20 protein-coding genes are annotated in these 24,123 nt (G+C 68.1%); 8 read left to right on the forward strand and 12 right to left on the reverse strand.

Annotated elements, in window-relative coordinates:
- Complete coding sequence (locus A8G15_RS13355) at positions 1-621, reverse strand: FHA domain-containing protein (protein WP_068160137.1); 621 nt, start codon at positions 619-621, stop codon at positions 1-3.
- A gap of 64 nt (positions 622-685) precedes the next feature.
- On the opposite strand from A8G15_RS13355, the gene A8G15_RS13360 reads away from it, so the two are divergent.
- Positions 686-1,099, forward strand: coding sequence for a YchJ family protein (locus tag A8G15_RS13360; RefSeq protein ID WP_068159969.1), 414 nt, complete (start codon positions 686-688; stop codon positions 1,097-1,099).
- 68 nt (positions 1,100-1,167) lie between these two features.
- Complete coding sequence (locus tag A8G15_RS13365) at positions 1,168-1,644, forward strand: hypothetical protein (RefSeq protein ID WP_068159972.1); 477 nt, start codon at positions 1,168-1,170, stop codon at positions 1,642-1,644.
- Positions 1,645-1,788: 144 nt separating this feature from the next.
- On the opposite strand, the gene A8G15_RS13370 is transcribed toward A8G15_RS13365, so the two are convergent.
- Positions 1,789-2,220 carry a MarR family winged helix-turn-helix transcriptional regulator gene (locus tag A8G15_RS13370; protein WP_068159975.1) on the reverse strand — a complete coding sequence of 144 codons (432 nt, stop codon included), beginning with the start codon at positions 2,218-2,220 and terminating at the stop codon, positions 1,789-1,791.
- Positions 2,221-2,290: 70 nt separating this feature from the next.
- Here A8G15_RS13370 and A8G15_RS13375 point away from each other — a divergent pair, with 70 nt between their 5' ends.
- Positions 2,291-3,145 carry an alpha/beta fold hydrolase gene (locus A8G15_RS13375; RefSeq protein ID WP_068159977.1) on the forward strand — a complete coding sequence of 285 codons (855 nt, stop codon included), beginning with the start codon at positions 2,291-2,293 and terminating at the stop codon, positions 3,143-3,145.
- Positions 3,146-4,388: 1,243 nt separating this feature from the next.
- On the opposite strand, the gene A8G15_RS13380 is transcribed toward A8G15_RS13375, so the two are convergent.
- A complete protein-coding gene (locus A8G15_RS13380; protein WP_068159979.1) occupies positions 4,389-5,027 on the reverse strand; it encodes a TetR/AcrR family transcriptional regulator in 639 nt (212 codons plus the stop codon).
- A gap of 89 nt (positions 5,028-5,116) precedes the next feature.
- On the opposite strand from A8G15_RS13380, the gene treZ reads away from it, so the two are divergent.
- A complete protein-coding gene (treZ, locus tag A8G15_RS13385) occupies positions 5,117-6,871 on the forward strand; it encodes a malto-oligosyltrehalose trehalohydrolase (protein WP_068159982.1) in 1,755 nt (584 codons plus the stop codon).
- Positions 6,872-6,895: 24 nt separating this feature from the next.
- Here the strand turns inward: treZ and A8G15_RS13390 are convergent, their stop codons facing one another.
- Positions 6,896-8,404, reverse strand: a complete 1,509-nt coding sequence (locus A8G15_RS13390; protein WP_068159989.1) for an MFS transporter — start codon at positions 8,402-8,404, stop codon at positions 6,896-6,898.
- A gap of 108 nt (positions 8,405-8,512) precedes the next feature.
- On the opposite strand from A8G15_RS13390, the gene A8G15_RS13395 reads away from it, so the two are divergent.
- Entirely contained in the window at positions 8,513-9,070 is a 558-nt protein-coding gene (locus A8G15_RS13395; protein WP_068159998.1) for a TetR/AcrR family transcriptional regulator, read from the forward strand.
- On the opposite strand, the gene ilvA is transcribed toward A8G15_RS13395, so the two are convergent.
- Entirely contained in the window at positions 9,058-10,365 is a 1,308-nt protein-coding gene (gene ilvA / locus A8G15_RS13400) for a threonine ammonia-lyase IlvA (RefSeq protein ID WP_068160140.1), read from the reverse strand. The two genes, A8G15_RS13395 and ilvA, sit on opposite strands and share 13 nt — an antisense overlap.
- 479 nt (positions 10,366-10,844) lie before the next feature.
- The gene (locus A8G15_RS13410) at positions 10,845-12,959 is read right to left on the reverse strand and encodes a catalase (protein ID WP_068160007.1); all 2,115 of its coding nucleotides are present in this window, start codon (positions 12,957-12,959) and stop codon (positions 10,845-10,847) included.
- 245 nt (positions 12,960-13,204) lie between these two features.
- Here A8G15_RS13410 and A8G15_RS30590 point away from each other — a divergent pair, with 245 nt between their 5' ends.
- Positions 13,205-13,357: a hypothetical protein gene (locus A8G15_RS30590; RefSeq protein ID WP_156665376.1), complete on the forward strand. Its 153-nt coding sequence runs from the start codon at positions 13,205-13,207 to the stop codon at positions 13,355-13,357.
- 82 nt (positions 13,358-13,439) lie between these two features.
- On the forward strand, positions 13,440-13,640 hold the full coding sequence (locus A8G15_RS13420; protein WP_068160015.1) for a CsbD family protein: 201 nt from the start codon (positions 13,440-13,442) through the stop codon (positions 13,638-13,640).
- A gap of 31 nt (positions 13,641-13,671) precedes the next feature.
- On the opposite strand, the gene A8G15_RS13425 is transcribed toward A8G15_RS13420, so the two are convergent.
- Entirely contained in the window at positions 13,672-15,438 is a 1,767-nt protein-coding gene (locus tag A8G15_RS13425) for a pyruvate dehydrogenase (protein WP_068160016.1), read from the reverse strand.
- 8 nt (positions 15,439-15,446) lie between these two features.
- Positions 15,447-15,881, reverse strand: a complete 435-nt coding sequence (locus A8G15_RS13430; protein WP_068160018.1) for a nitroreductase family deazaflavin-dependent oxidoreductase — start codon at positions 15,879-15,881, stop codon at positions 15,447-15,449.
- 118 nt (positions 15,882-15,999) lie between these two features.
- On the opposite strand from A8G15_RS13430, the gene A8G15_RS13435 reads away from it, so the two are divergent.
- Positions 16,000-16,224: a hypothetical protein gene (locus tag A8G15_RS13435; RefSeq protein WP_068160020.1), complete on the forward strand. Its 225-nt coding sequence runs from the start codon at positions 16,000-16,002 to the stop codon at positions 16,222-16,224.
- A 10-nt stretch (positions 16,225-16,234) separates the two neighbouring features.
- Here A8G15_RS13435 and A8G15_RS13440 read toward each other — a convergent pair whose 3' ends face one another.
- The 4 genes from A8G15_RS13440 to rarD all read right to left on the reverse strand — a co-directional run bounded on the left by A8G15_RS13440 (position 16,235) and on the right by rarD (position 24,070).
- Positions 16,235-17,812, reverse strand: coding sequence for an FMN-binding glutamate synthase family protein (locus A8G15_RS13440; RefSeq protein WP_068160154.1), 1,578 nt, complete (start codon positions 17,810-17,812; stop codon positions 16,235-16,237).
- A 65-nt stretch (positions 17,813-17,877) separates the two neighbouring features.
- Positions 17,878-19,263: an FAD-dependent oxidoreductase gene (locus A8G15_RS13445; protein WP_068160021.1), complete on the reverse strand. Its 1,386-nt coding sequence runs from the start codon at positions 19,261-19,263 to the stop codon at positions 17,878-17,880.
- Positions 19,264-19,380: 117 nt separating this feature from the next.
- Positions 19,381-22,917 carry a DNA polymerase III subunit alpha gene (dnaE, locus tag A8G15_RS13450; protein ID WP_068160024.1) on the reverse strand — a complete coding sequence of 1,179 codons (3,537 nt, stop codon included), beginning with the start codon at positions 22,915-22,917 and terminating at the stop codon, positions 19,381-19,383.
- Between the two features lie 205 nt (positions 22,918-23,122).
- Positions 23,123-24,070, reverse strand: a complete 948-nt coding sequence (gene rarD / locus A8G15_RS13455; RefSeq protein ID WP_068160026.1) for an EamA family transporter RarD — start codon at positions 24,068-24,070, stop codon at positions 23,123-23,125.
- Positions 24,071-24,123 lie beyond the last annotated feature (53 nt).

The following is a 24,123-nucleotide window of genomic DNA, read 5'->3' on the forward strand; positions in this document are numbered from 1 at the left end:
TCAGAGATCCCGTTCGGTGATGATGCCGCTGTGCAGGGCCAGCTCTGCCAGACGCACCCGTTTGAGGTTCTGCGGCAGATCCTCGACGCCGAACTTGGTGAACAGTGCGCGGAGGTGGGTTTTCACGGCGTCGACGCTCAGATAGAGCTCGGCGGCGATCGTCTGGTTCGAGGCGGGGCTGGCGAACGCGGCGCCGTGTTTGTACGGGCGGCACAGCGCGAGCAGCACACTACGCTGGGTGTCGGTGACCGACCGGACCGTCGGCATCTCCGACGCGACCCGGGTCGCCTCGTCCGGTCCCACCCCGATCTCCTGGAACGTGAGCCGGATCGAACCGATTCGGATGCTGTCGCCTTCGCGCAGACGCCGCCGACCGGTGATGCGCTCACCGTTGACGAACGTGCCGTTGCGTGACAGCCCGTCGTCGACGATCGTCCAGTGCGTCCCGATCCATTCGACCACCGCATGCAGGCGCGAGACCTCCTCGTCGCCGGTGAACGGTACGTCCGAGTCCGGTGACCGCCCGATCGTGACGCGCGGTGTCGCGGGCGACAGCTCGTACCGATGTTGCCGTCCCTGCCTGTCGATGTAGCTCAGCCGTGACTCGATACCGATGCTCACCGCCACCTCCCGAAGACGGATTCAATCGTGCCCGTCACCGATTGCCTCGGCAAGAGCGGCGATAATGGGCACCGTGAACCGTCGACGCATCCGAGTCCCGTCCGCCGATTCCCCCTGCCCGTGCGGTCGCGGCGTGTCGTTCGGTGAGTGCTGCGGGCCGCTTCTCGGCGGCGCGGAGGCACCGACCGCCGAGCGCTTGATGCGGTCGCGGTACACGGCATTCGCAGTCGGTGACGTCGAACACCTGAACCGCACCTGGCATCCGGCGGGCCGGCCGACCCGGCTCGAGCTCGATCCGGAGCAACGGTGGACCGGACTCGAGGTCCTGCGCACGACCGGCGGCGGTTTCCTGCACACCGAGGGCACCGTCGAATTCCGTGCCCACTACACGTACGACGGCGTGGAGGACACCCTGCACGAGCACAGCCGGTTCGTGCGGGAGGACGGCCGCTGGGTGTACCTGGACGCGCTGGACTGACGAGCCCCGGAGAGGTTCCGGCGCGGTGGCCGTGTCCCTCGGCAGCACGGGTACCGTAGTCTTCGCGAATGACGAGACGGCTTCGCAGAACACTGATTCCGGCGACCCTGGCGGCGTCGACGCTGATCCTCTCGGCTCCGACCGCCTCTGCTGATCACCAGGAGTCACTACCTCTGCCGACGGCATACACCCTCGGCAGAGGTCACTCGACTGCGTGCAGCGGTCAGATCACCGGATCCCTGCAGACACCCCACGATCGCCCGGGCATCGCGCTGGTCACACTGTCCTGGACACCGTTTTTCACCAGCCACTGCTCCATCACCGCGTACGTGAACTTCTGGAACACCGCCACCCACAAGGGCGGCACGATGGCCGCGCACCTGACCAACGAATCCAGCGGTCTCGGGACGCCCCGCGGAACCTGGACCCAGCAGATCAGCATCCCGATCGGATCCGGCAACGCCGGCCTGACCGTGACCACCGAGGCGTTCAACACCGCCTACGTCAACCCGAATCTGGTGATGACCAGGTTCACCGTTCCCTGATACGACAACTCCGATACCCGGCGATCGGGGCGCGGCGAGGCGGGTGCCGGTGGACCAGCGAAAGCACCTCCTCGACGACCTTCTGAGCCTTCGGAACGAAGTCGTATCCGCCCTCGGGCGCTCGCGACACAAATGCGGGCCGGGTCACGCACGCAGCAGATGACGTGCCAGGGTGTCCAACGCTTCTTTGATTTCGGCGACGACACCCTCCTCTGCCGATACCAGGACCCGCGCGAGCGCGGCGTCGATGGTGGTCTCCGCGACTTCGCGTACACGGGGTGAGACGACGGGGTTCTGCCGGATCAGCGACCGCCTCCGGTCGGCCGGGTCGGGCTCGGAAACGACGGCGTCCGCCTCACGCAGGCGAGCGACCGCACCGGACACAGCACTCTGCGGGAGACCGGTTCGGGTCGCGATTTCGCAGATGGCACTGTCGGGGTGCTCAGCAACGTCGGCGAGAACGATCACGACTGTGCGCACGCTCGTCGAATACTCCGGCAATCCGGCGGTGGGAAGCGCGTCTTCCCCGATCTTGGTCAGCTTCCGTCCGAGCAGCAGCAGTTCCACACCGTTCATGCCACAGATTCAATCAGAACCGATACATCACTCTTGATGCATCTCAGATGATGAATTAGCGTCGTCAGGCATGGACGCCACCGTCGATACGCTTTCCGTCCCGGGAGCCACGCTCCACTTCCAGGTCGCGGGCGCAGGCCCGGTACTGCTGATACTGCAAGGCGGCGACGGTGACGCCGAGCGCACGGCCGATCTCGTTGCACGGCTCGCCCCACACCACACCGTCGTCACCTACGACCGCCGCGGCATCGGCCGGAGCACCTGCACCGCCCCGTCGTCCGCGCACTCCCTCCGCAGCCACACCGACGACGTGCACGAGCTGGTGACGACGGTGACGGACACACCCGCCGCCGTGCTCGCGTCCAGTTTCGGAGCCCTGATCGCGCTCGACCTCGCCGTCCACCACCCCGACTCGGTCCACACGATCATCGCCCACGAAGCTCCCACCCTCGCAGTGCTTCCCGAGCCCTCGCGCGCGAATTTCCTCGACGCGCTGCACACGATCGAATCCCGCTTTCGTGACGAGGGCTGGCTCGGTGGGATCAGCGAGCTGGCGGCGCTCACCGGGGCCGGATTCGACGATCGTGAACCCGAGGTGCCGCTACCTGCCCCGCCGAGCGGACGCCGAATCGAGGATCTCGAGTTCTTCTTCACCCACGACCTACCACTGGTGCGCACCGACAACATTCCCGCCGAAGATATCTCGGGTCTACGGCACGGGTCGGTGCGGATCGTGCCCGCCGTGGGTTCGACCACTCCCCCCGACTCGCTCAACCGCCACGCGGTGGTGGCACTGGCCGAACGCCTCGGTGAGCCGGTCGAATATTTCCCCGGCGGTCACAGCGGCATGACCTCGCATCCGCGGGGGTTCGCCGACCGGTTGGTCGAAGTACTGGGGACAGCGCCGGCGTCAGGCTCGCTGTAGCCGCGTCTGCACAGGGTGTGACAGATGCCGGCGTGCGCCATCCACAAGTCGCAGATGACACGATAGCCGCACACCCGACCGGTGAATCCTGTGGTCTGGGCCCGGTCACGGTCATCGGGACATCGCGGTAGGTGAACACCAAAATGTGCTCGTCGTGTACGACACAACAGACGGCCTTGTGGTCTTCGCGGGGCATCGTGTCACTGTGCGAACGGTGCTCGGGATTGATCGCCGGGCGTACAAGGGCACTCTGGGCATGCATACAACGGGCCGGTGACCATCGCCGTCGAGGGTCCCAGCGCCACAGGGAAGACGACATGGTGCCGAGCCACCGGCAGAGGTGTTCGTCGCCGAGGACAATCCGACCGGGCAAGAGCCGAACGGCTCCGACCACGATGGACAGGCTCGGTACCGGTCGAGTGTGAACGCACTGCGTTGGACGCAGGCACTGGCGTTGGAAGACGCGCGACCGGGAACGCGATATGCGGCAGCGACCCGCTCGCCGAATGGTACGCAGCCGTAGAGCGGCTCGACCCAGGCTGCATCCTGCCCGGCTTCCCGGAGCATGAATTCCTTTGGGAAGCTCCGGAGTTCGCCGAAGAACCCCATGGAGCGAGGAAACGGAACCCGCCCGCGACCAGGTTTTGCGAACTGATCGGAAGAACCGCCGAGGTCGTGTGCGAATCCGGCTCAGTGCCGCGTGCCGATCCAGTGGTCGGGCGTGCCGACCACCTGCGGGGAAGTGCGATCGGCTTCGCATCCACGTCGAAGTAGGCGCGGCAAGCGAACAGGCCACGTTCCCGCCCGACCGCGAACCATCGGGGGCGATCGTGACCGTGAGGGTGATGCTCTCGGTCGCGGGCGCACCTCGCCGAAATCGCGGGCAGCCCGGCTCGACTCCCTGGGGCGATCCAGCGGCCGAACCAGGCCTATTACCTGCGAATATCACACATCCCAGCGGCACGGTGTGCCCCTCCGCAGCAAGAGCCACGGCGCGGGCCTCACAGAGCCCCCCACGGAAATATCCCGAACCCCGCGGCGTGGCGCAGACAACCCGCACCGCGGCCTCCACACCGAGCACGTGCACGACCCGCGGGTAGGTCACCTCATCCCACCTGTGGAAATGCGGCCACTCATCACTGAAGGTCACAGATCGGACGCCGGACGCACGGTGCGACGATCGTGCCGGCGCCCGATCGGATGCACTGCCCGACGGATCGCTTTCCGTGGCGAGGTCCCCCCGTCAGCGCAGCAGCGTCGCGCGCAGCGTCTCCGTCAGCCACACCCGGTACTGCTCGACGTCCCATCCGCAACTGTGACGCAGCAGCGCGTGCACCTGCGGCGAGCTGAGCGTGAACAACACATCGGCGGCGTGCTCGACACTCACGCCCTCGCGGAGCAGCCCGCTCGCTCTCAGGCCCTCGGCGATGGTGCGGGCGTTCTCGGCGGTGGCACGGGCGTCCTCGTCGGCGAAGCGCCGCATGTCCGGGTCCGCACCCGAGGACTCCACCGACGTCATCAACAGGCCGCCGGCCCGTTCGAGCATGTCGGTGCCGAACCCGACGACGTGTTCGAGGATCAGGTCGGCGTCGGAGCCCCGGTGCGTGGCCTCCCGCCGAGGCGGGACGGTGGTGTCGCCGGTCCCGGCCACCGCGTTGTCGAGCGCTTCGCGGAACAGTTCGGACTTCCCGCCGGGAAACGCGGTGAACACCGTCCGCACGGCCACCCCGGCCTCCTCGGCAATGTGCTTGACGGTGGTGGTGACGTAGCCGTCGCGAACGAACAGCCGGGCACCCGCGGCGCGGATGGTGGCGCGGGTGCGGCGGGCGGCTTCCTCCCGGAGCGGCGACGTGTAGGTCCGCTTCGCGGTGTTCTCGGACATCGGTGCAACCCTAGCTCATCGGATGCACCCCCGATGCATCCGAATCGTGTGAAGCTGCGCGCATCTCGCGGAGCGGGCATGCTGGGTCCGTGCGCACCTTCGAGGTCTGGGCCCCGCTTCCCGAGTCCGTCCACCTGCACATCGACGGCACCGTCCATCCCATGCACCGCGGCGAGCACGGCTGGTGGCGCGCCGAGGTCGACGCCTCCCCCGGCGACCGCTACGGCTTCGTCGTGGACGGCGCCGGACCGGGCGACGACGCGACGGTGCTGCCCGATCCGCGCTCGCCCCGCCAGCCGGACGGTGTGCACGGCCTGTCCCAGCTGCACGAACTCGACCCCGCGGCCTGGACGGACGCGTCGTGGACCGGGCGGCAGCTACCGGGCAGCGTCGTCTACGAGTTGCACATCGGCACGTTCACCGAGGCGGGCACCCTCGACGCGGCGATCGAGCGTCTCGACGAACTCGTCGACCTCGGAATCGGCTTCGTCGAACTCATGCCGGTCAACGCGTTCAACGGCACCCACGGCTGGGGTTACGACGGTGTGCTCTGGTATGCGGTCCACGAACCGTACGGCGGACCGGACGCGCTGCAACGCTTCGTCGACGCCGCTCACTCGCGCGGCCTCGGTGTCGTGCTGGACGTGGTGTACAACCACCTCGGCCCGTCCGGGAACTACCTGGGCCGCTTCGGCCCCTACCTGTCCGGGGGTGCCGGGACGTGGGGTGAGACCGTGAACCTCGACGGTCCCGGGTCCGCCGAGGTCCGCCGCTACATCATCGACAACGCGCTGCGCTGGTTCCGCGACTTCCACATCGACGCGCTGCGACTCGATGCGGTCCACGCACTCGTCGATCGCACCGCCACCCACGTACTCGAGGACCTGTCCGCCGAAACCTTCCGGCTCTCGGCACATCTGGGGCGTCCGCTGACGCTGATCGCCGAGAGCGACCTCAACGATCCGCGCCTGATCACCCCGCGTTCGGCGGGCGGGTACGGCCTGCACGCCCAATGGGACGACGACGTCCACCACGCCGTGCACGCGGCGGTGTCCGGCGAACGACAGGGCTACTACGGAGATTTCGGTTCGCTCGACTGCCTGGCCCGGACCCTGCAGCACGGCTTCTTCCATGCCGGCACGTACTCGAGCTTCCGCGGTCGCGTGCACGGCCGGCCCCTCGATGTGCGGCGCACCCCGGCAAGTTCGCTGCTGGCCTACACGTGCACCCACGACCAGGTGGGAAACCGGGCGCGCGGCGACCGGCCGGGCCGGTATCTCGATCACGGGCAGCTCGCCGTCAAGGCCGCGCTCGTCCTCACCTCCCCGTACACGCCGATGCTGTTCATGGGCGAGGAATGGGGGGCGAGCACACCGTTCCGGTACTTCACCTCGCATCCGGAACCGGAACTCGCCGCCGCGGTCGTCGAGGGCCGCCGCCGCGAGTTCGCCGAGCACGGCTGGGACACCGGTGACGTACCGGACCCGCAGGATCCGGAGACCTTCCGCAGCTCCGTCCTGAACCGGGCCGAACGCACCGATCCGGGGCACGCGCGGCTGTACGCGTGCTACCGGGATCTGCTGGCGCTGCGCCGGTCCCGGGCCGAGCTGACCGATCCGTGGCTCGAGAACCTCCAGGTCGACTACGACGAGGGAGAGCGCTGGATCGTCGTGCACCGCGGCGGAATTCGCGTCGCCTGCAATCTCGGGGCGGAGCCGATCACCGTTCCGGTCGGCGGTGTTCCGCTGGTGTGGTGGGAGGAACCCGTCGTCAATCGCACCCGGTCTGCGGCACTGATCCCGGGACATTCGTTTGCAGTACTCGACGGTGACCCCGGCCGCTGACCCGGCGAGCCGGCGGCGGCCCGGTCAGGGTCGCCGCAGCATCCGCCACGCGAACAGTGCCGTGACCGCGAGGATCACCGCGGTGGCGGCCGACGCACTGTGCATGCCGGCGACGAACGCCTCGCGTCCCTCCACCAGCAGCGCCCGCGCCGCGGTGTCCGGCAGGTGCCGGGCCGTCTCCACCAGGTTGCCGAGCGTGTCGAGCCCCTCGGACGACGGGAACAGCTCGGCGAGCCGGCCCTGATAGGTCGCGCTGACGACGCTGCCGAGCACCGCCACACCGAGCGCCAGCCCCAGTTCGTACGCGGTTTCGGAGACGGCGGATGCCGCGCCCGCCCGATCCGGCGGCGCTGCGGCCACCACGAGATCGGTGGTGAGGGTCATCGACACGCCGACACCCGCACCGACGACGGCGAAACCGGCGACGAACACCCCGGCGCCGCCCTCGGCCCCCAGGGCGAGCAGCGCCGCGGCGCCTGCTGCGGCGGCCGCGAGCGAGCACGCCAGTACCGCGCCGACCGGGAGCCGGCGGGTCAGCGGCCCGGCCGCGAGCGAGCCGATCGCGCTCGCCGCGGTGCCCGGAAGCATGAGCAGTCCGGCGGTCAGCGGACTCACGTCGAGCACCAGCTGCAGGTACTGAGATCCGAAGAACAGCACACCGGCCAGTGCGAACACCGACAGCAGGTTGGCGGCCACGGCGGTCGAGAAGGCGCGCTCGGCGAACAGCGACAGATCCAGCAGGGGCGAGCTCGTGGTGCGCTGCCGATGGACGAAGAACAGTGCCGCCAGCACGCCGACGCCACCGACGAGCAGGTACTCCGGTTGCAGGCCGTGCAGCGCGGATTCCTTGATCGCGTAGACGAGCGGCAGCACCGCGGCCAGCGACGCGAGCGCGCCGACGAGGTCGAAACGGCCCGGCGCCGGGTCGCGGGATTCGGGGATCAGACGCGGCGCAGCGAACACGAGGATCGCCATGATCGGCAGGTTGACGAGGAACACCGATCCCCACCAGAAGTGCTCGAGCAGCCATCCACCGACGAGCGGCCCGGCCGCTGCGCCTCCGGCAGCCATCGCGCTCCACACACCGATGGCGAGCGTGCGCTGGCGCGCGTCGGCGAACATGTGCCGGATCAGGCCGAGCGTCGCGGGCATCAGAGTGGCTCCCGCAATTCCCTGCAGCACCCGCGCCGCGATGAGCATCTCGGGGCTCACCGCCCACGCGGCCAGCGCGGAGGCTGCCGCGAATCCGACGGCACCGGCGATCAGCAGGCGGCGCCGCCCGATGCGGTCGCCGAGCACGCCCATGGTCACGAGCAGACCCGCGACCGCGAACGAGTACACATCGATGATCCACAACAGCTGCACCCCGGTGGGTGCGAGATCCGCACTGATGAACGGCAGGGCGAGATCGAGCACGGTCGCGTCGACGGCGATGAGCAGCACGGCGCACGCGAGCACGACGAGGCCCAGCCAGGTGCGCGCGTCCGCCCTGACCGGGGCGTCGGTGGCAACGGTGCCGGTGTCTTCGTGCATGACTTCTTCCTACGGATCGGGGAGATTTCTGAACCGTCCAGCCGGTACAGTTCCCAGGGTAGCAGCGGACCGTCCGGCCGGTACAGCCGATTGGCTAGGCTCACAACCATGGCTTCCGACACACGCGACCGGATCCTCGACGCACTCGAACGCACCCTGCTCGACGTCGGCCTCACCCAGGTGACCCTCGAATCGGTGGCCGCGGCCGCCGGGGTCTCGAAAGGTGGCCTGCTGTACCACTTCCCGACCAAGGAAGCGATGCTGGCCGCGATGGTCCGACGTCTCGGCGCCCGCAGCGACGACCAGCTCGCCGAGGCGGTGGCCGGCGGCACCCGGGTCGCCGAGTGGTACATGGCCTACCCGGACGACCTGGGCGACGCCGCGGAGATCTCCCTGTTCCGTTCGATGGTGGCCGCGATGCGCAGCGCCGACGGGCAGCACGACGAGGTGCAGCGCGCCGTCGTCGACGTGATGCGCTCGTGGGACGACGGGCTCCGGGCCGAGTTCGACGACCCCGTCACCGCCGAGATCGTGCGCCTGGTCGGCGACGGCATCTACCTCGGCGCCCTGCTCGGCCTACCGCGACCCGACCCCGAACTGCACCGCGCGGTCATCGACCGGCTGCTCGATCGTGACGACGCGCGCCGATCGGGTCAGGTGAGGTAACGGTAGGCGGGTGACCCCGGTTCGAGCCGTTGCACCTGGAGCCTGGACGCGTCCATGCGCGCCAGCAGCGGGGCGAGACCGTCGGCTGCGCCCAGCTCGACACCGACGAGGGCCGCCCCCGTCTCCCGGTTGTTGCGCTTGACGTACTCGAACAAGGTGATGTCGTCGTCCGGTCCGAGCACCTCGTCGAGGAACCGCCGCAACGCGCCGGGCTCCTGCGGGAAGTCGACGAGGAAATAGTGCTTGAGCCCGCGGTGCACCAGCGACCGCTCGATCACCTCGCCGTACCGGGAGACGTCGTTGTTGCCTCCGGAGATCAGGCACACGATCGTCGAACCCGGCTCCGCGGCGATGTGTTCGAGCGCCGCGACCGAGAGCGCGCCGGCGGGTTCGGCGATGACACCCTCGTTCTGATACAGCTCGAGCATCGCGGTGCAGATCGCCCCCTCGTCGACCTGGGTCATCCCGAAGGGACCGGTGCCGAGCGTGTCCTGGCGGATCGTCGCGACCAACGGCAGATTCGCGTGCGACACCACCTCCGCGCCCAGACCGGACACCACCGAGTAGGGCACGTTCCCGATCCGCTGGACCGCGGCACCGTCGACGAAGGGTTCGACCTCCGGCAGCGTCACGGGACCGCCCGCGACGAGCGCGGCGGTCATGGACGCGGCACCGGCCGGTTCGACCCCGACGATCGAGGTGCTCGGCGACTTCTCGTGCAGGTACGCCGCAATGCCCGCCAGCAGTCCCCCGCCGCCGACCGGCACGACCACCAGATCCGGCGCGGCCGGCAACTGCGCGAGGATCTCGCGGGCGATCGTGCCCTGGCCGGCCGCGGTACGCGCGTCGTCGAACGGCGCGACCATGGTGGCTCCGGTGCGCTCGACGTCGGCGCGGGCGGCGGCGGCCGCGGCGTCGAAGGTGTCACCGATGGGGATGAGCTCGACGAACTCGCCGCCGTGGACCCGGATCCGGTCGCACTTCTGCTTCGGGGTGCGCGCCGGGACGTAGATGCGCCCGGTGATGCCCATGGAGCGGCACGCGTACGCGACGCCCTGCGCGTGGTTTCCGGCGCTGGCCGTCACGACACCTGCCGCCCGTTCGGCGTCGCTGAGCTGGGCCATCACGTTGTAGGCGCCGCGCAGCTTGAACGAGCGCACCCGCGTGAGATCCTCACGCTTGAGGTAGACGTTCGCGCCGGTCAGAGCCGACAGTCGCGGGCAGTGCTCGAGTGGAGTCGGTGCCACCGCCGGGGAAATTCGCTCCGCTGCCGCATCGATGTCGGCCACGTTCATCACGGGCGCGTGTGTCGGTTCTGCGGTGTGCGGGTAGGTGGTCACCCGTCAATGCTGCCACCCACCTCGCCGATCATCCAAAGCAATACCCGTCCGGGACCCCGAGCGGGACGGGCTCACCGATCGTTCTCCTTCTGTCGCGACGGTGGCTCGTCGAGAACGATCAGGTCGAAACGATGATCGGGCCACCGGTCCCCATCAGCGAGACATGGGCCGCTCCGGCCCGGCGAGAATGTGTCCCCTCGCGAGGTTCGCAGGGTCTGCGCCCGGTCGGCCAGGTCGCGTTCGGCGTGACTCCCCCGCAGACGGACGGCGAGGTCGGCCACCGTCCGGGCGTGCCGACCATCGCCGTGCCGCCCAGCGCCGCACGGCGGTCCCGCGCGCAGGATGTGCCCCAGCCGATCGATCACGACGATCGCCCCCGGTGGTGAAGCCCCCCGCTCGTCGCTGTCTGCGCCCGGATCGTTGCACGGCCCTTCTCACCGCTCCCAGACGCGGTGGGCGCCCAGCAGTTCGATCAATTGCCCGGCCACTACCGCGGGATCATCGTCGACGACCACCCCGGCTGTCCCACGCCATTCCGGTTCCAGCGATTCCCCAGCTCCGGCGACCGCTCCGATCGCCTTGTGGTGGCGGTATGCCTCGTCGAGCAGACGCCGGGCCGGACCGTCGGTGGCGGGGCCGAGAACCAGAATCGCGTCGAATTCGATCGATCGAGCGGTATCGAATGTGCGCGAGACCGTCACCGGCCGCTCGCCCGGGAAGAGCTTCCCGCCGTGCGGGGCGGTCACGAGTGGAAGCACCGACCGCTCCGTCAGAGCCTGCAGCGCGGCCTCGACCACGGCAGGTTCGGTGTCGTCGTCGGCCACGACCGCCACGATCCGCCCGTCGACCGGCCATGTTTGCCCGACCTGCGACAGCGCGGCGCTGGGTTCGAGCGACGACTCGACCTCGTCCACCGTCTCGGGCACCGGAAGGCCGAGCCCGCCGGCCACCTTCTCGCACAGACCGCGGTCGATGCGGGCCAGCACCGTCAATGCCCTTTCCTTGATCGCCTGCTCATAGCATTTGCCCAGTTCGAACGTGTAGGCAAGGGCAACGTGGTCCTGTTCGACCTCGGACAGGCTGCGGTAGAAGAGCCGCGGCTGGGAAAAGTGGTCCTCGAACGAACTGGGGCTGCTTCGCTGCTTGGTGGATTCGGGCACGGTCACGGGGACGTCGACGAAGCCCGCGCCCGCACCTGCGGTGAACGGGCAGCCGCCGTCGAGGCTGTTGGGCTTGTAGGGAGCCGCACCCGGATGCACTGCGGTCTGGTGCATGCCGTCGCGCAGCATGTCGTTCACCGGGGCGTGCGGCCGGTTGATCGGCAGTTGCGCGAAGTTGGGACCGCCGAGCCGGCTGATCTGTGTGTCGAGGTACGAGAACAACCGCCCTTGCAACAGCGGGTCGTCGGTGACGTCGATACCCGGAACGAGATGCCCGGGATGAAAGGCCACCTGCTCGGTCTCGGCGAAGTAGTTGGTGGGATTGGCGTCGAGGGTGAGGACACCGATGGGCTGGACCGGGGCGAGTTCCTCGGGAACGAACTTGGTGGGATCGAGCAGGTCGATCCCTTCGAACTCCTGCTCCGGAGTGTCGGGAAAGACCTGGACGCCGAGGGTCCACTCCGGATGGGCACCCGACTCGATGGCGTCGGCGAGATCGCGCCGATGGAAGTCCGGGTCGACACCGCCGGCGATCTGCGCCTCCTCCCAGACCAGCGAGTGCACGCCCAGCCGGGGCTTCCAGTGGAACTTCACCAGGCAGGTCGTGCCGTCCTCGGCGACCAGCCGGAAGGTGTGGACACCGAAGCCCTCCATCATCCGGTAGGAACGCGGAATGCCGCGATCGGACATGTTCCACAACGTGTGGGCCGTGGCCTCGGTGTGCAGCGTGACGAAATCCCAGAAGGTGTCGTGGGCACTCTGCGCTTGAGGGACCTCGCGGTCCGGATGCGGTTTACCGGCATGGATGATGTCGGGGAACTTGATCGCGTCCTGGATGAAGAACACGGGAATGTTGTTGCCCACCAGGTCGAAAGTGCCCTCGCTCGTGTAGAACTTGGTGGCGAATCCACGGGTGTCGCGCACGGTGTCGGCGGATCCCCGAGACCCGAGAACCGTGGAGAACCGAACGAAGACCGGCGTCTCGACACCCTCCTGCAGGAACGCCGCGCGGGTGATGCCGGCCGCGGCGCCGTTGGACCGGAACACTCCGTGCGCGGCGGCGCCACGGGCGTGGACCACCCGTTCCGGAATGCGTTCGTGGTCGAAGTGCGTGATCTTCTCGCGGAAGTGGTGATCCTGTAACAGGATCGGACCGCGCGGACCCGCCTTCAAGGAATGATCGGTGTCGGTGAGCTGCACACCTTGCGCGGTGGTCAGGGTATCGCCCTGCTGCGCGCGGTCGCCTGCGGCGGACCCGGTGGCCGAAACATGCTCGGGTGCCGACTGATCGGGTTTTCCCAGGGCCGGGCAGGGACCCGACGTCGGCTCGTCGACACCGGGGGTCACCGCTCCCGGGACGCCGGGCACTGTCGGATTCGTGTCGGTCATCGATACGCTCCTTCGCTGTTCGTCTCTCGCTTCACCGGTCACAGGGACACCCCCGTATACCCGTTCTGCCTCGTATACCCGTCCTGCTCCCTCTCATCCCTTCCGAATCCGGGGGTATAGCGGCGGCCGTATCGGGATAAGCAGAGGGGGTCGGAAGAATCATGAACTTCTTGCAGCCGAACGGGCCGAGGGAGTTCCGCCGATGCGCCGGGTACACGGTCGGCGCCGAACGAAAGATGACAGCCATGATCAACCTTTCCACCCTCGGTGATCGAACGGACGACCTGCCCTGCGAGGGCGGTCCCGCAGCCGCCCCGACGACGATGACGGCCCTCGCCGCGGCCGAAGCGGAGAAGCTCCGGATCCGGGCAGCGCGAGAGGCTCTCGGCGCTCCCTGACGTCGAGGAGTGTGCCGGAGTTCCTTCCGGACACGGTAGTTCGAGCGGTATTCGAAATTCATTCGCACACAGGAGGAACGTGATGGGTGTCGGCGACAAGTTCGGAAACAAGGCGGAAGAACTCGGCGGCCGGGCGAAAGAGGCCGTCGGCTCGGCGACCGGCGACGACGATCTGAGGGACGAGGGTCGCGCGGATCAGGCATCGTCCGCGGTGAAGAAGGGTGTCGAGAAGATCAAGGACCAGGCGAACAAGGTGGCCGAGAAGATCACCGGCGACGACTGATCGCCGGCCCCGGTACGGGAGGCAGGGCTCGTCAGGAGCCGAACTGGGACGGCCGCGGCAGGTTCCGAAGATTGGACTTCGCCATCTGCACGGCCTCCCCCACCCCACCGTTCATGACGATCTTCGACATCGCCAGCGCGAACCCCTTGACCTGTTCGCCCGTGATGGTCGGCGGCAACGACAACGCCAGCGGATCGGTCACCACGTCGACGAGCGCGGGGCCCGGGTGAGCGAAGGCGTCGCGCAGGGTGCGTTCGACGGCCGCCGGATCCTCGACCCGGCGGGCGAAGAACCCGAGGGTTTCGGCGAGGCGGGCGTAGTCGACCGCGGGCACGTCCACCCCGAAGTCGGCGAGACCGTCGACGAGCATCTCGAGTTTGACCATGCCGAGCGTCGCATTGTCGAACAGCACGATCTTGATCGGCAGCCGGTGCATCGCGACCGTGATGAGCTCGCCCAGCAGCATCGACAGGCCGCCGTCACCGCTGACGGACACGACCTGGCGGTCAGGCTCGGCGATCTGCGCACCGATCGCGTGCGGAAGCGCGTTGGCCATCGACCCGTGCAGTGCCGACGACAGGAACCGGCGCCGGCCGTTCGGGTTCAGATACCGCGCGGACCACACATTGCACATACCCGTGTCGGCGGTGAACACGGCGTCCTGCGTCGCGACGTCGTCGAGGATCGAAGCGACGTACTCGGGGTGGATCGGTGTTCGCTGCCGGACCGGCGTGGTGTACGCACCGACGACCTTCTCCATCAGGTCGCGGTGCCTGTCCAGGGTGCGCTCGAGGAACGCACGGTCGTCCTTGCGGCGGATCAACGGCCGCAGCGCTTTCAGGGTCGCGGACGTGTCACCGTGGACGGCCAGGTCCAGGTCGGTGCGGCGGCCGAGGCGGGACGCGTCGATGTCGATCTGGGCGGTGCGCACCTCGGGCAGGAACTGGTCGTACGGGAAGTCCGTGCCTACGAGCAGCAGAAGATCCGCGCCGTGCATGCCGTCGTGCGCGGCGCCGTAGCCGAGCAGTCCGGTCATGCCGACGTCGAACGGGTTGTCGTACTGGATCCATTCCTTGCCGCGCAGGCTGTGCCCGATGGGCGCCCCCACCGCATCCGCGAGGGCGAGCACCTCGTCGCGGGCGTCGCGCACCCCCGCTCCCGCGAAGATCGCGACCTTCCCGGCTTCGTTGATCGCGTCGGCCAGTGCCCGCACGTCCGCGTCGGCCGGGACCACGGTGGGCGTGCCGGTCCGGACGAGTTTCGGCGCATGCCCCGCCGCGGGGAGTGCCGCGACGTCGCCGGGCAGGGTGACCACGGCGACACCGGGACCGGACAGTGCGTGCGTCATCGCGCTGTGCAGGACGCGGGGCGCCTGCGCGGCTGCGCTGATCATCTCGGTGTACGTCGAGCACTCGACGAACAGCCGATCGGGGTGGGTTTCCTGGAAGTATCCGGATCCGATCTGGACGGACGGGATGTGCGAGGCGATGGCCAGCACCGGAGCACCGGATCGGTGCGCGTCGTACAGCCCGTTGATCAGGTGCAGATTGCCCGGCCCGCACGAACCCGCGCACACCGCGAGTTCTCCGGTGAGTTGCGCATCGGCCGAGGCCGCGAACGCTGCCGCTTCCTCGTGCCGCACGTGTATCCAGTCGATGCCACCCGCCGCGGCACCCCCCGTGCGGCGCACCGCGTCGACGACCGGGTTGAGACTGTCGCCGACGATCCCGTAGATGCGGCGCACCCCGGCGTCGACGAGCTGTTCGACGAGTTGATCCGCGACGGTGTGCGCAGGCATGGGCGCCCCTATCGCGGTTCGAGGACGAATACGGGTATCGGCCGGTCCGTCTTCTTCTGGTAGTCCGCGTAGTCCGGGAATGCCGCGACCGCCCGTTCCCACCAGAGGGTCTTCTCGTCACCGTGGACCTCGCGGGCGGTCATGTCCTGCACCCGGGTCCCGTCTCGCAGTTCCACGTGGGGATCGGCGACGACGTTGTAGTACCAGACGGGGTTCTTCGGCGCCCCGCCGAGGGACGCGACGACCGCGTACACACCGTCGTGTTCGACGCGCATCAACGGCGTCTTGCGGAGTTTTCCGCTCTTGGCGCCCCGTGTGGTGAGGATGACCACCGGCATGCCGTTCATGGTGGTGCCCTCGGTGCCACCCGAGGACTCGTACTTCTGGACCTGGTCCGCGGCCCATGTCGACGGGCTGGGTTCGTATTCTCCGATCAGAGGCATACGGACCAGTCAACACGTTCTTGTGATCCGACACACGGACGACGGAAAGTTCGTTGACCCGAATTCTTCTCTGCGATTACCCTGAAGGCAGACTTTCCAGCACCGTAGGAGCCTCGTGATGACCACCCTCGACACCCCTGCCCGGCGGGTCCGTCGCGTGGCCGGCATCGATCTCGCCGGCACCGAGTGGCCGTTGTACAAACTCGAAGCCGTGGTCGTCGGATTCCTCGTGCTGCTCGCACTGTTCGTCATCACCGGTTCCGGACAGATCGCCGTGCTCTCGGCCGCGACGGCCGCCACCGTCACCTGGTGGGTGCGGCTGGCGTATTACCGTCGCACGTAGAGTCGTCCGATCAGGGCCTCGTCTCGGCGCCGCGTGAGCCGGTGTCGCCGGGACTCTGCGCCGCGGTTGCCGTCATGATGCGGCTGATCTCTTCGCGATCGGCGACGCCCGGAAGACCCCAGCCGTCCCGGTAGCCGTACATCTCGGCGAGAGTCACCGCATGCCGGTTGCCGTCGGCGACCTCGACGTCTTCCGCCGTGATCAAACTCGGATGCGCCACGCCGCACGCCTCCGCCACCTTGAACACCTCACGTCGCAGGGCCCGGAGATACTGCTCCACCCGGTCCGCCTTCGACGGGACGTCCAGTCCTCTTGCCAGCCATGCATTCTGGGTGGCCACGCCGGTGGGGCATCGATCGGTGTGGCACTTCTGCGCCTGGATGCACCCCAGTGCGAACATCGGCTCGCGGGCGACGTTGACCATGTCGCACCCGAGAGCCATTGCCGCTACGGCATTGTCGGGCATACCGAGCTTGCCCGATCCGATGAACGTCACACGTTCGGCCAGGCCGGCCTCGGCGAACTGTCGATGCACACGGGCGAATCCGCTGCGGAACGGCAGCGACACCGAGTCCGCGAACACGAGCGGCGCCGCCCCCGTACCGCCCTCACCACCGTCGACGGTGACGAAGTCGACGCCGCGCTCACCGTCGCGCATCGCGTCGACGAGCAACTGCCAGAACGTGGGGTCCCCGACCGCCGCTTTGATCCCGACGGGCAGTCCGGTGGCTTCAGCGATCGTCTCCACGAAATCGAGCATGCTGTCGATGTCGTGGAATGCGGTGTGCCGCGAGGGACTCACCACGTCGCGCCCCACCGGCACACCGCGGATCTCGGCGATCTCCGGCGTCACCTTGGCCCCCGGCAACAAGCCACCGAGGCCGGGCTTGGCACCCTGGCTCAGCTTGATCTCGATGGCCTTCACCGGCGCCGACTCGGTGAGCGCGACCAGCCTGCCGAGATCGAATCGACCTTCGCCGTCGCGGCAGCCGAAGTATGCGGTGCCGATCTGGAAGATCAGATCGGCGCCGTTGCGGTGGTACCGCGACAGCCCGCCCTCACCCGTGTTGTGCAGGCAGCCCGCCGCCGCGGCTCCCTGGTTCAGCGCCACCACCGCCGCCGCCGACAACGAGCCGAAACTCATCGCCGAGACGTTGACGAACGAATCCGGCCGGAACGCCTTCGCGCGGCCCCGGGGCCCGCCGAGGATCTTCGCCGACGGGATCTTCAGTCCCTCACCGTGGTGCGGCGCCCCGGACGGCGGGATCCGAGAGAACGTGCGGTGCTTGATGATCGTGTACCCGTCGGTGAACTCGATGTCGTTGTCCGTGCCGAACCCGAAGGTGTCGTTCTCCCTCTTCGACACCGCGTACACCCAGTGCCGCTGGTCGCGGGTGAACGGCCGTTCCTCGTCGTTGCGGGTGATGATGTACTGCCGCAGTTCCGGCCCGACGGACTCGAGCAGGTACCGTCCGTGCCCGACGACGGGAAAGTTCCTCAGCAGCGCATGCCTGCGCTGCAGCAGGTCGTACGATGCCACCGCAGCCAACGCGGCGGCCGGGATTCCGAGTGCCTTCGACCAGTTCATCACTCCACGGTAGGTGCGCGACCGCGAGCCCACATCCGGATGATCCGATACCGATGCTCTCGGGGTCAGCGCGCGGGCGCAGCCGACGTGTCGTATCGTTCCGCGTTCGACGTGGACCGGCGCCGCCGGACGTTCGCCGCGCAGACCCGGGCCACCAGGGCGGGGTGCGCCAGAGTCAGCGGCGGATCGTAGAGTCCGCTGATCCGGAGGAAGCGGTCCGCGACCGCGGGATCGGTCTCGGCGGCGGCGAGAATCCTGTCGACGTAGGCGTTGCCGATCCTCACTCCCCACGGTCGTGGCCCCTCGACCTCCGGCAGCGCCAGGTCCGAACCGATGGCGAACTTCCACGCGGTCCCCACAGGCCGCACCGATGCACGGAAGAATCTGGATGCCACCCCGGAATCACTGCGGTCGAGGCACTTTCGCAGCGCGTGGGCCTCGAGGGCCGCGACGGTCATGCCCTGCCCGTACACGGGGTTGAAACTGCAGATGGCGTCGCCGAAGACGAGCAGACCGTCCGGGAACCTGCTCATGCGCTCGTAGTGCCGCCACTGGCTGGACGGGTAGCGGTGTCTCGCGACAGGACCGACCGGTTCGGCGCCGCGGATCGCATCGATCACATGCCTCGGCGTGAACTGCTCCACGAACCCGATCATGCCGGTGAGGTCGCTCGGCGGTTCCCGACCTGCCGTCCCACTCGCCGTGAACATCCACGTATCGTTCTCGCAGGCAAGCAGTCCCATCCCGGTCGGCCTTCCCGGTTGCGCACCGGCGAAGACCAGTTTCTCCCGCAGTGTCCCGGGCGGGATGCGCAACAATTGACTGCTGTACGCCACATGGACGACGAGACGTTCCTCCTCGGGACGCCCGTAGCCGAGCCCCTCGAGAACCGCCGGTGTGCGGGCACCGCGGCCCCGGGCGTCGACCACGAGGTCCGCGGTGAGTGTCCGGGCGCGTCCACCGCTTCCCACGTGCACCCCGGTCACCCGGCGCCGATCGGCGGTCGCGGTGAGCTCGCCGGCACCGTGACCGTCGAGAATCGTGACGTTCGGGAACCCGCGCAGCCTGCTGCGCACCCGGCCTTCCAGGAACGGCCTGCTCGGCATGTATGTCGGGGGGCCCTTCCGCACGCTTCCCCCGCGGCCGAACGTGTGCCCGCCGAGGGTCAGGTGGATTCCGGCCATGTCGCCGTACGCGATCCGGGGAACGCCGTCCGAGACCAGATCGTCGAGCAAGCCGGGGAAGAGCTCGTCCATGGCCTGCGCACCACTCGCGAGCAGCAGGTGGGCGTGATAACCCTGCGGCACGCCCCGCCGGTTCCCGGCTCCGGCGGGAAGCACGTCCCGCTCGACCACGGTCACCGTGTCGTAGAACTCGGCCAGCGCCCGGGCTGCCAGCAGCCCGCCCATGCTGCCCCCGAGAACAACCGCCCGATCACCGATCCTGTTCATGATCTTCGCCTCGCCACAACGCCGGAATGATTACGCATTCCATGCTGGGTGGGCGATCGTCGGAGCGCGCGAGTAGTGCACTACCCGAATGTCGAGTGCGGTGTCGCGCTCCCCCCGTCAGGTAGCCAGGCAGCCCGGACCGAGGAGCGCCTTCAGGTCGCCCATCAACGCCGACGACGGTTCCACCCGCAGACTGTCGTCGACCTTGAGCAAGGTGATCTTGCTGCCGGAGATCAGCCGCACGTGGACGTCCGAGGTACCCGGATGCCGGGTCAGGACACTCTTGAGCGCCCCCACCTTGTCCGGTGTGCACAGCCGTGTCGGCATCGAGACCGACAGCGGTTTGGCGACACCGACCTGCGAAAGGTCCGGAACCGCAAGGTCGTTGGCGATCAGCGAGATCCGGTCGTCGCGGATCGACACACGTGCCTTGACCAGCACCACCGAGTCCTCGACGACATCCATCCCGTACACCGAGTAGGACTGCGGGAAGAACAGCACCTCGATGCCGCCGGACAGGTCCTCGATCTGCGCGGACGCCCAGGCCAGACCGTTCTTGTTGATGCGCCGGTTCACCGAGGCGAGGATGCCGCCGACGGTGACCTGGTGGCCGTCCTTGACGTCGCCCTCGAGGATGGCCGGGATCTGGGTGTCGGCCTGCGCGGCGAGCACGTGTTCGATGCCGTTGAGGGGATGACCGGAGACGTACAGGCCCAGCATCTCCCGTTCCAGGGCGAGCCGGTGCTTGGTGTCCCATTCCTCGTCGGGGATCTTGACGTTGAACACCGAGGTCACCGATTCGTCGGCGTCCGCGCCGCCGAACAGGTCGAACTGGCCGATGGCCTCGGCCTTCTTCGTGCTCATCACCGCGTCGATCGCGTCGGCGTGCACGAGCATCAGCCCCTTGCGGGGATGATCGAGCGAATCGAAGGCACCGGCCTTGATCAGCGATTCGGTGACCTTCTTCGAACAGGCCAGAGTGTCGATCTTGCCGAGATAGTCGGAGAAGTCGGTGAACGCGCCCTTCTCCTGACGGGCCTTGATGATCGACGCGACGACGTTCGCACCGACGTTGCGCACCGCGCCCATACCGAACCGGATGTCCTCGCCGACCGCGGCGAAGTCGACCCGGGAGGCGTTGACGTCGGGCGGGAGCACGGTGATGCCCATCTTGCGGCAGTCCGCGAGATACAGAGCCGCCTTGTCCTTGTCGTCGCCGACGGAGGTGAGCAGGCCCGCCATGTACTCGGCGGGGAAATTGGCCTTCAGGTACGCCGTCCAGAAGGACACCAGGCCGTAACCGGCGGCGTGCGACTTGTTGAACGCGTAGCCGGCGAACGGGAGAACGGTGTCCCACAGCGCGGTGATCGCCGCCTGCGAGAAACCGTTGTTCCTCATGCCCTCGGCGAAGCCGTCGTAGGCCTCGTCCAGGATTTCCTTCTTCTTCTTGCCCATCGCGCGGCGCAGCAGGTCGGCCTGGCCGAGGCTGTACCCGGCGACCTTCTGCGCGATCTGCATGATCTGCTCCTGGTACACGATCAGGCCGAAGGTGTCCTTCAGGATGTCGCGCAGCGGCTCCTCGAGCTCCGGGTGGATCGGCTTGACCTCCTGCCGATCGTTCTTGCGGTCCGCGTAGTCGTTGTGCGCGTTCATGCCCATCGGGCCGGGGCGGTACAGCGCGAGCACGGCGACGATGTCGTCGAAGCCGGTCGGCTGCATGCGTCGCAGCAGGTCTCGCATCGCGCTGCCGTCGAGCTGGAACACACCGAGGGTGTCGCCCCGCGCGAGCAGTTCGTAGGTCGCGTCGTCCTCGAGCGGAAGCGTGTCGAGGTCGATGTCGATCCCACGGTTCTCCTTGATCAGCTCGATCGCGTCGCCGATCACGGTGAGGTTGCGCAGCCCCAGGAAGTCCATCTTCAGCAGGCCGATGGCCTCGCACGACGGGTAGTCCCAACCGGTGATGATCGCGCCGTCCTGGGCGCGCTTCCACACCGGGATCGCATCCATCAGCGGCTCGGACGACATGATCACCGCGCAGGCGTGCACGCCCGCGTTGCGGATCAGCCCCTCGAGGCCGAGAGCGGTGTCGTAGATCTTCTTGACGTCCGGGTTCGAGTCGATCAGCGCCCGAACCTCCGCGGCCTCCTTATACCGCTCGTGATTCGGGTCGGTGATGCCGGACACCGGGATGTCCTTCGCCATGATCGGCGGCGGCAGCGCCTTGGTGATCTGATCGGCGATCGCGAACCCCGGCTGACCGAACTGCACACGCGCCGAGTCCTTGATGGCGGCCTTCGTCTTGATGGTGCCGAACGTGATGACCTGCGCGACCTTGTCGGTGCCCCACTTCTCCGACGCGTAGCGCACCATCTCACCGCGGCGACGATCGTCGAAGTCGATATCGATATCGGGCATCGAGACACGTTCGGGGTTGAGGAACCGCTCGAACAGCAGACCGTGCGGGATCGGGTCGATGTTCGTGATGCCCATCGCGTAGGCGACGAGCGAACCCGCAGCCGAACCACGACCCGGGCCGACCCGGATGCCGACCTCCTTTGCGTGGTTGATGAGGTCGCCGACGACAAGGAAGTAGGCGGGGAAGCCCATCTCGTTGATCACGCCGATCTCGTAGTCGGCGCGCGCGAGATATTCCTGCGGCGGGCCGCCGGGGAACCGCCGATCCAGTCCACGCAGCACCTCGTGCCGCAGAAAGCTCTCCTGGGTGTGCCCCTCCGGCACCGGGAAGATCGGCATGCGGTCGCGGTGCTTCCACACTTCCTCGTAGGACTGCACGCGTTCGCCGATGAGCATCGTGTTGTCGCACGCCCCGGGAACCTCCGAGTCCCAGATCGCGCGCATCTCCTCGGCGGACTTGAGGTAGTAGCCGTCGCCGTCGAATTTGAAGCGCGTCGGATCCGAGAGAGTCTTCCCGGTCTGGATGCACAGCAGCGCCTCGTGGTTCTCGGCGGCATCCTTGGTGACGTAGTGGCAGTCGTTGGTCGCGAGCGGCCGGATGTCGAGCTTGCGGCCGATCTCGAGCAGGCCCTCGCGGACTCGGCGCTCGATGGACAGACCGTGATCCATCAGTTCGAGGAAGAAGTTGTCCTTGCCCCAGATCTCCTGCCACTTCGCAGCGGCCTCGAGGGCCTCGCGGTCGTGGCCGAGCCGCAGTCGCGTCTGGATCTCGCCGGACGGGCAGCCGGTCGTGGCGATGATGCCCTCGGCGTGCGCGGCGATGAGCTCCTCGTCCATGCGTGCCCACTTGCCGAGCTGACCCTCGATGGAGGCGAGCGACGACAGCTTGAACAGGTTCCGCAGACCCGTCGCGTTCTCCGCGACCATCGTCATGTGGGTGTACGAACCCGAGCCGGACACGTCGTCGGACTTCTGGCTGCGATCACCCCAGAGCACACGCTTGGTGTTGAACCGGGACTCCGGTGCGATGTACGCCTCGATGCCGATGATCGGCTTGATCCCGAACTTCGTGGCCGCGTTGTAGAACTCGCTCGCGCCGTACATGTTTCCGTGGTCGGTCATGCCGACCGCCGTCATCCCGAGCCGCTCGGCCTCCTTGAACAGGGGCCCGACCTTCGCGGCACCGTCGAGCATCGAGTACTCGGTGTGGTTGTGCAGATGAACGAACGAGTCAGCCACGCGTGTCACTCCCGGAAAGTCAGTGGGCACCGACGAGTGTAGGCCCCCACGGCGACGCGTCCGGTGAGCCACACCGCGCCTGCTGCGGGTCCGCATCGCGGGCATGGCGACCGTCACACCTGCGGGTGGGAGCAGCCGCCGGCATCGGGTTCGGGAGACCCTCGATTCGGGACGAACCCGGCGCCCCGGGTGGCCGGCGGCGACGTCACGACCGCTGCGAACCGGCGTTCTCGTCGACCTCGTCGCCGGCGGCCACCGCGCTGCGTCCGGCACGACGGGCGCGGATCAACGCTTCGGTGCTGTAGACGACAAGAGCCACCCAGATGAGCGAGAAACCGATCCACCTCGACGCGGGCATGGCTTCGTGCAGCACCAGCACGCCCCACGCCATCTGCAGGCTCGGAGTCAGGTACTGCAGCATCCCGAGCGTCGCGAGCGGAACCCGCTGCGCTGCCGCCCCGAACAGCAGCAACGGCACGGCGGTGACGAGACCGGCCGAGACGAGCAGCAGCGCGTGGCCGGGGCCGTGCCCGACGAACGTGCCGGTGCCCGTCGCCGCGAGGAATAACAGATAGCCGACCGCGAACGGGACCGCGACCACCCCCTCCCCGGTGAGTGAGGTGCGCGGGTCGAGAGGCACGATCTTCTTGATCACGCCGTACAACGCGAACGACAACGCCAGGGTCAGCGCGATGACCGGCGGGCGGCCGTAGTCGACGGTGATGACGACGACCGCAGTCGCCGCGAGCAGCAGGGCCGCAATCTGCGCGCGGTGCAGGCGTTCCCGGAAGAACAACACGGCGAACAGCACACTGACCAGCGGATTGACGAAGTACCCGAGCGCGGTCTCGACGACGCGCCCGGAGGTCACCCCGTAGATGTACGTGCCCCAGTTGACGGCGATGGCGGCCGACGCCGCCGCGACCAGCGCCCAGGTTCGGCGGTCCAGTCCGCGCAACGTGCCGAGCTTCCCCATAACCGCGAGCAGCGACAGCATGAGCAGCAGCGTCCACAACACCCGGTGAGCGAGGATCTCGACCGCCCCCGCAGGTGCCAGAAGACCGAAGAACGCGGGGAACAGCCCCCAGGTCAGGTAGGCGCCGATCCCGCACAGGACTCCGACGTTGTTGGTACCACGGCCGACGACGCTCACCCGGTAACCCTATTCGCCCCTTCCGGGCCCGGTCGGACGGGACAGCGAGGTTC

Source organism: Rhodococcus phenolicus (assembly GCF_001646785.1).
GTDB lineage: Bacteria > Actinomycetota > Actinomycetes > Mycobacteriales > Mycobacteriaceae > Rhodococcus > Rhodococcus phenolicus.

Coding starts and splice junctions, on each gene's coding strand:
- A8G15_RS13360 (WP_068159969.1), top strand. CDS start 686: ATGGGCACCGTGAACCGTCGACGCATCCGAGTCCCGTCCGCCGATTCC.
- A8G15_RS13365 (WP_068159972.1), top strand. CDS start 1,168: ATGACGAGACGGCTTCGCAGAACACTGATTCCGGCGACCCTGGCGGCG.
- A8G15_RS13370 (WP_068159975.1), bottom strand. CDS start 2,220: ATGAACGGTGTGGAACTGCTGCTGCTCGGACGGAAGCTGACCAAGATC.
- A8G15_RS13375 (WP_068159977.1), top strand. CDS start 2,291: ATGGACGCCACCGTCGATACGCTTTCCGTCCCGGGAGCCACGCTCCAC.
- A8G15_RS13380 (WP_068159979.1), bottom strand. CDS start 5,027: ATGTCCGAGAACACCGCGAAGCGGACCTACACGTCGCCGCTCCGGGAG.
- A8G15_RS13390 (WP_068159989.1), bottom strand. CDS start 8,404: ATGCACGAAGACACCGGCACCGTTGCCACCGACGCCCCGGTCAGGGCG.
- A8G15_RS13395 (WP_068159998.1), top strand. CDS start 8,513: ATGGCTTCCGACACACGCGACCGGATCCTCGACGCACTCGAACGCACC.
- ilvA (WP_068160140.1), bottom strand. CDS start 10,365: ATGAACGTGGCCGACATCGATGCGGCAGCGGAGCGAATTTCCCCGGCG.
- A8G15_RS13410 (WP_068160007.1), bottom strand. CDS start 12,959: ATGACCGACACGAATCCGACAGTGCCCGGCGTCCCGGGAGCGGTGACC.
- A8G15_RS30590 (WP_156665376.1), top strand. CDS start 13,205: ATGATCAACCTTTCCACCCTCGGTGATCGAACGGACGACCTGCCCTGC.
- A8G15_RS13420 (WP_068160015.1), top strand. CDS start 13,440: ATGGGTGTCGGCGACAAGTTCGGAAACAAGGCGGAAGAACTCGGCGGC.
- A8G15_RS13425 (WP_068160016.1), bottom strand. CDS start 15,438: ATGCCTGCGCACACCGTCGCGGATCAACTCGTCGAACAGCTCGTCGAC.
- A8G15_RS13430 (WP_068160018.1), bottom strand. CDS start 15,881: ATGCCTCTGATCGGAGAATACGAACCCAGCCCGTCGACATGGGCCGCG.
- A8G15_RS13435 (WP_068160020.1), top strand. CDS start 16,000: ATGACCACCCTCGACACCCCTGCCCGGCGGGTCCGTCGCGTGGCCGGC.
- A8G15_RS13440 (WP_068160154.1), bottom strand. CDS start 17,812: ATGAACTGGTCGAAGGCACTCGGAATCCCGGCCGCCGCGTTGGCTGCG.
- A8G15_RS13445 (WP_068160021.1), bottom strand. CDS start 19,263: ATGAACAGGATCGGTGATCGGGCGGTTGTTCTCGGGGGCAGCATGGGC.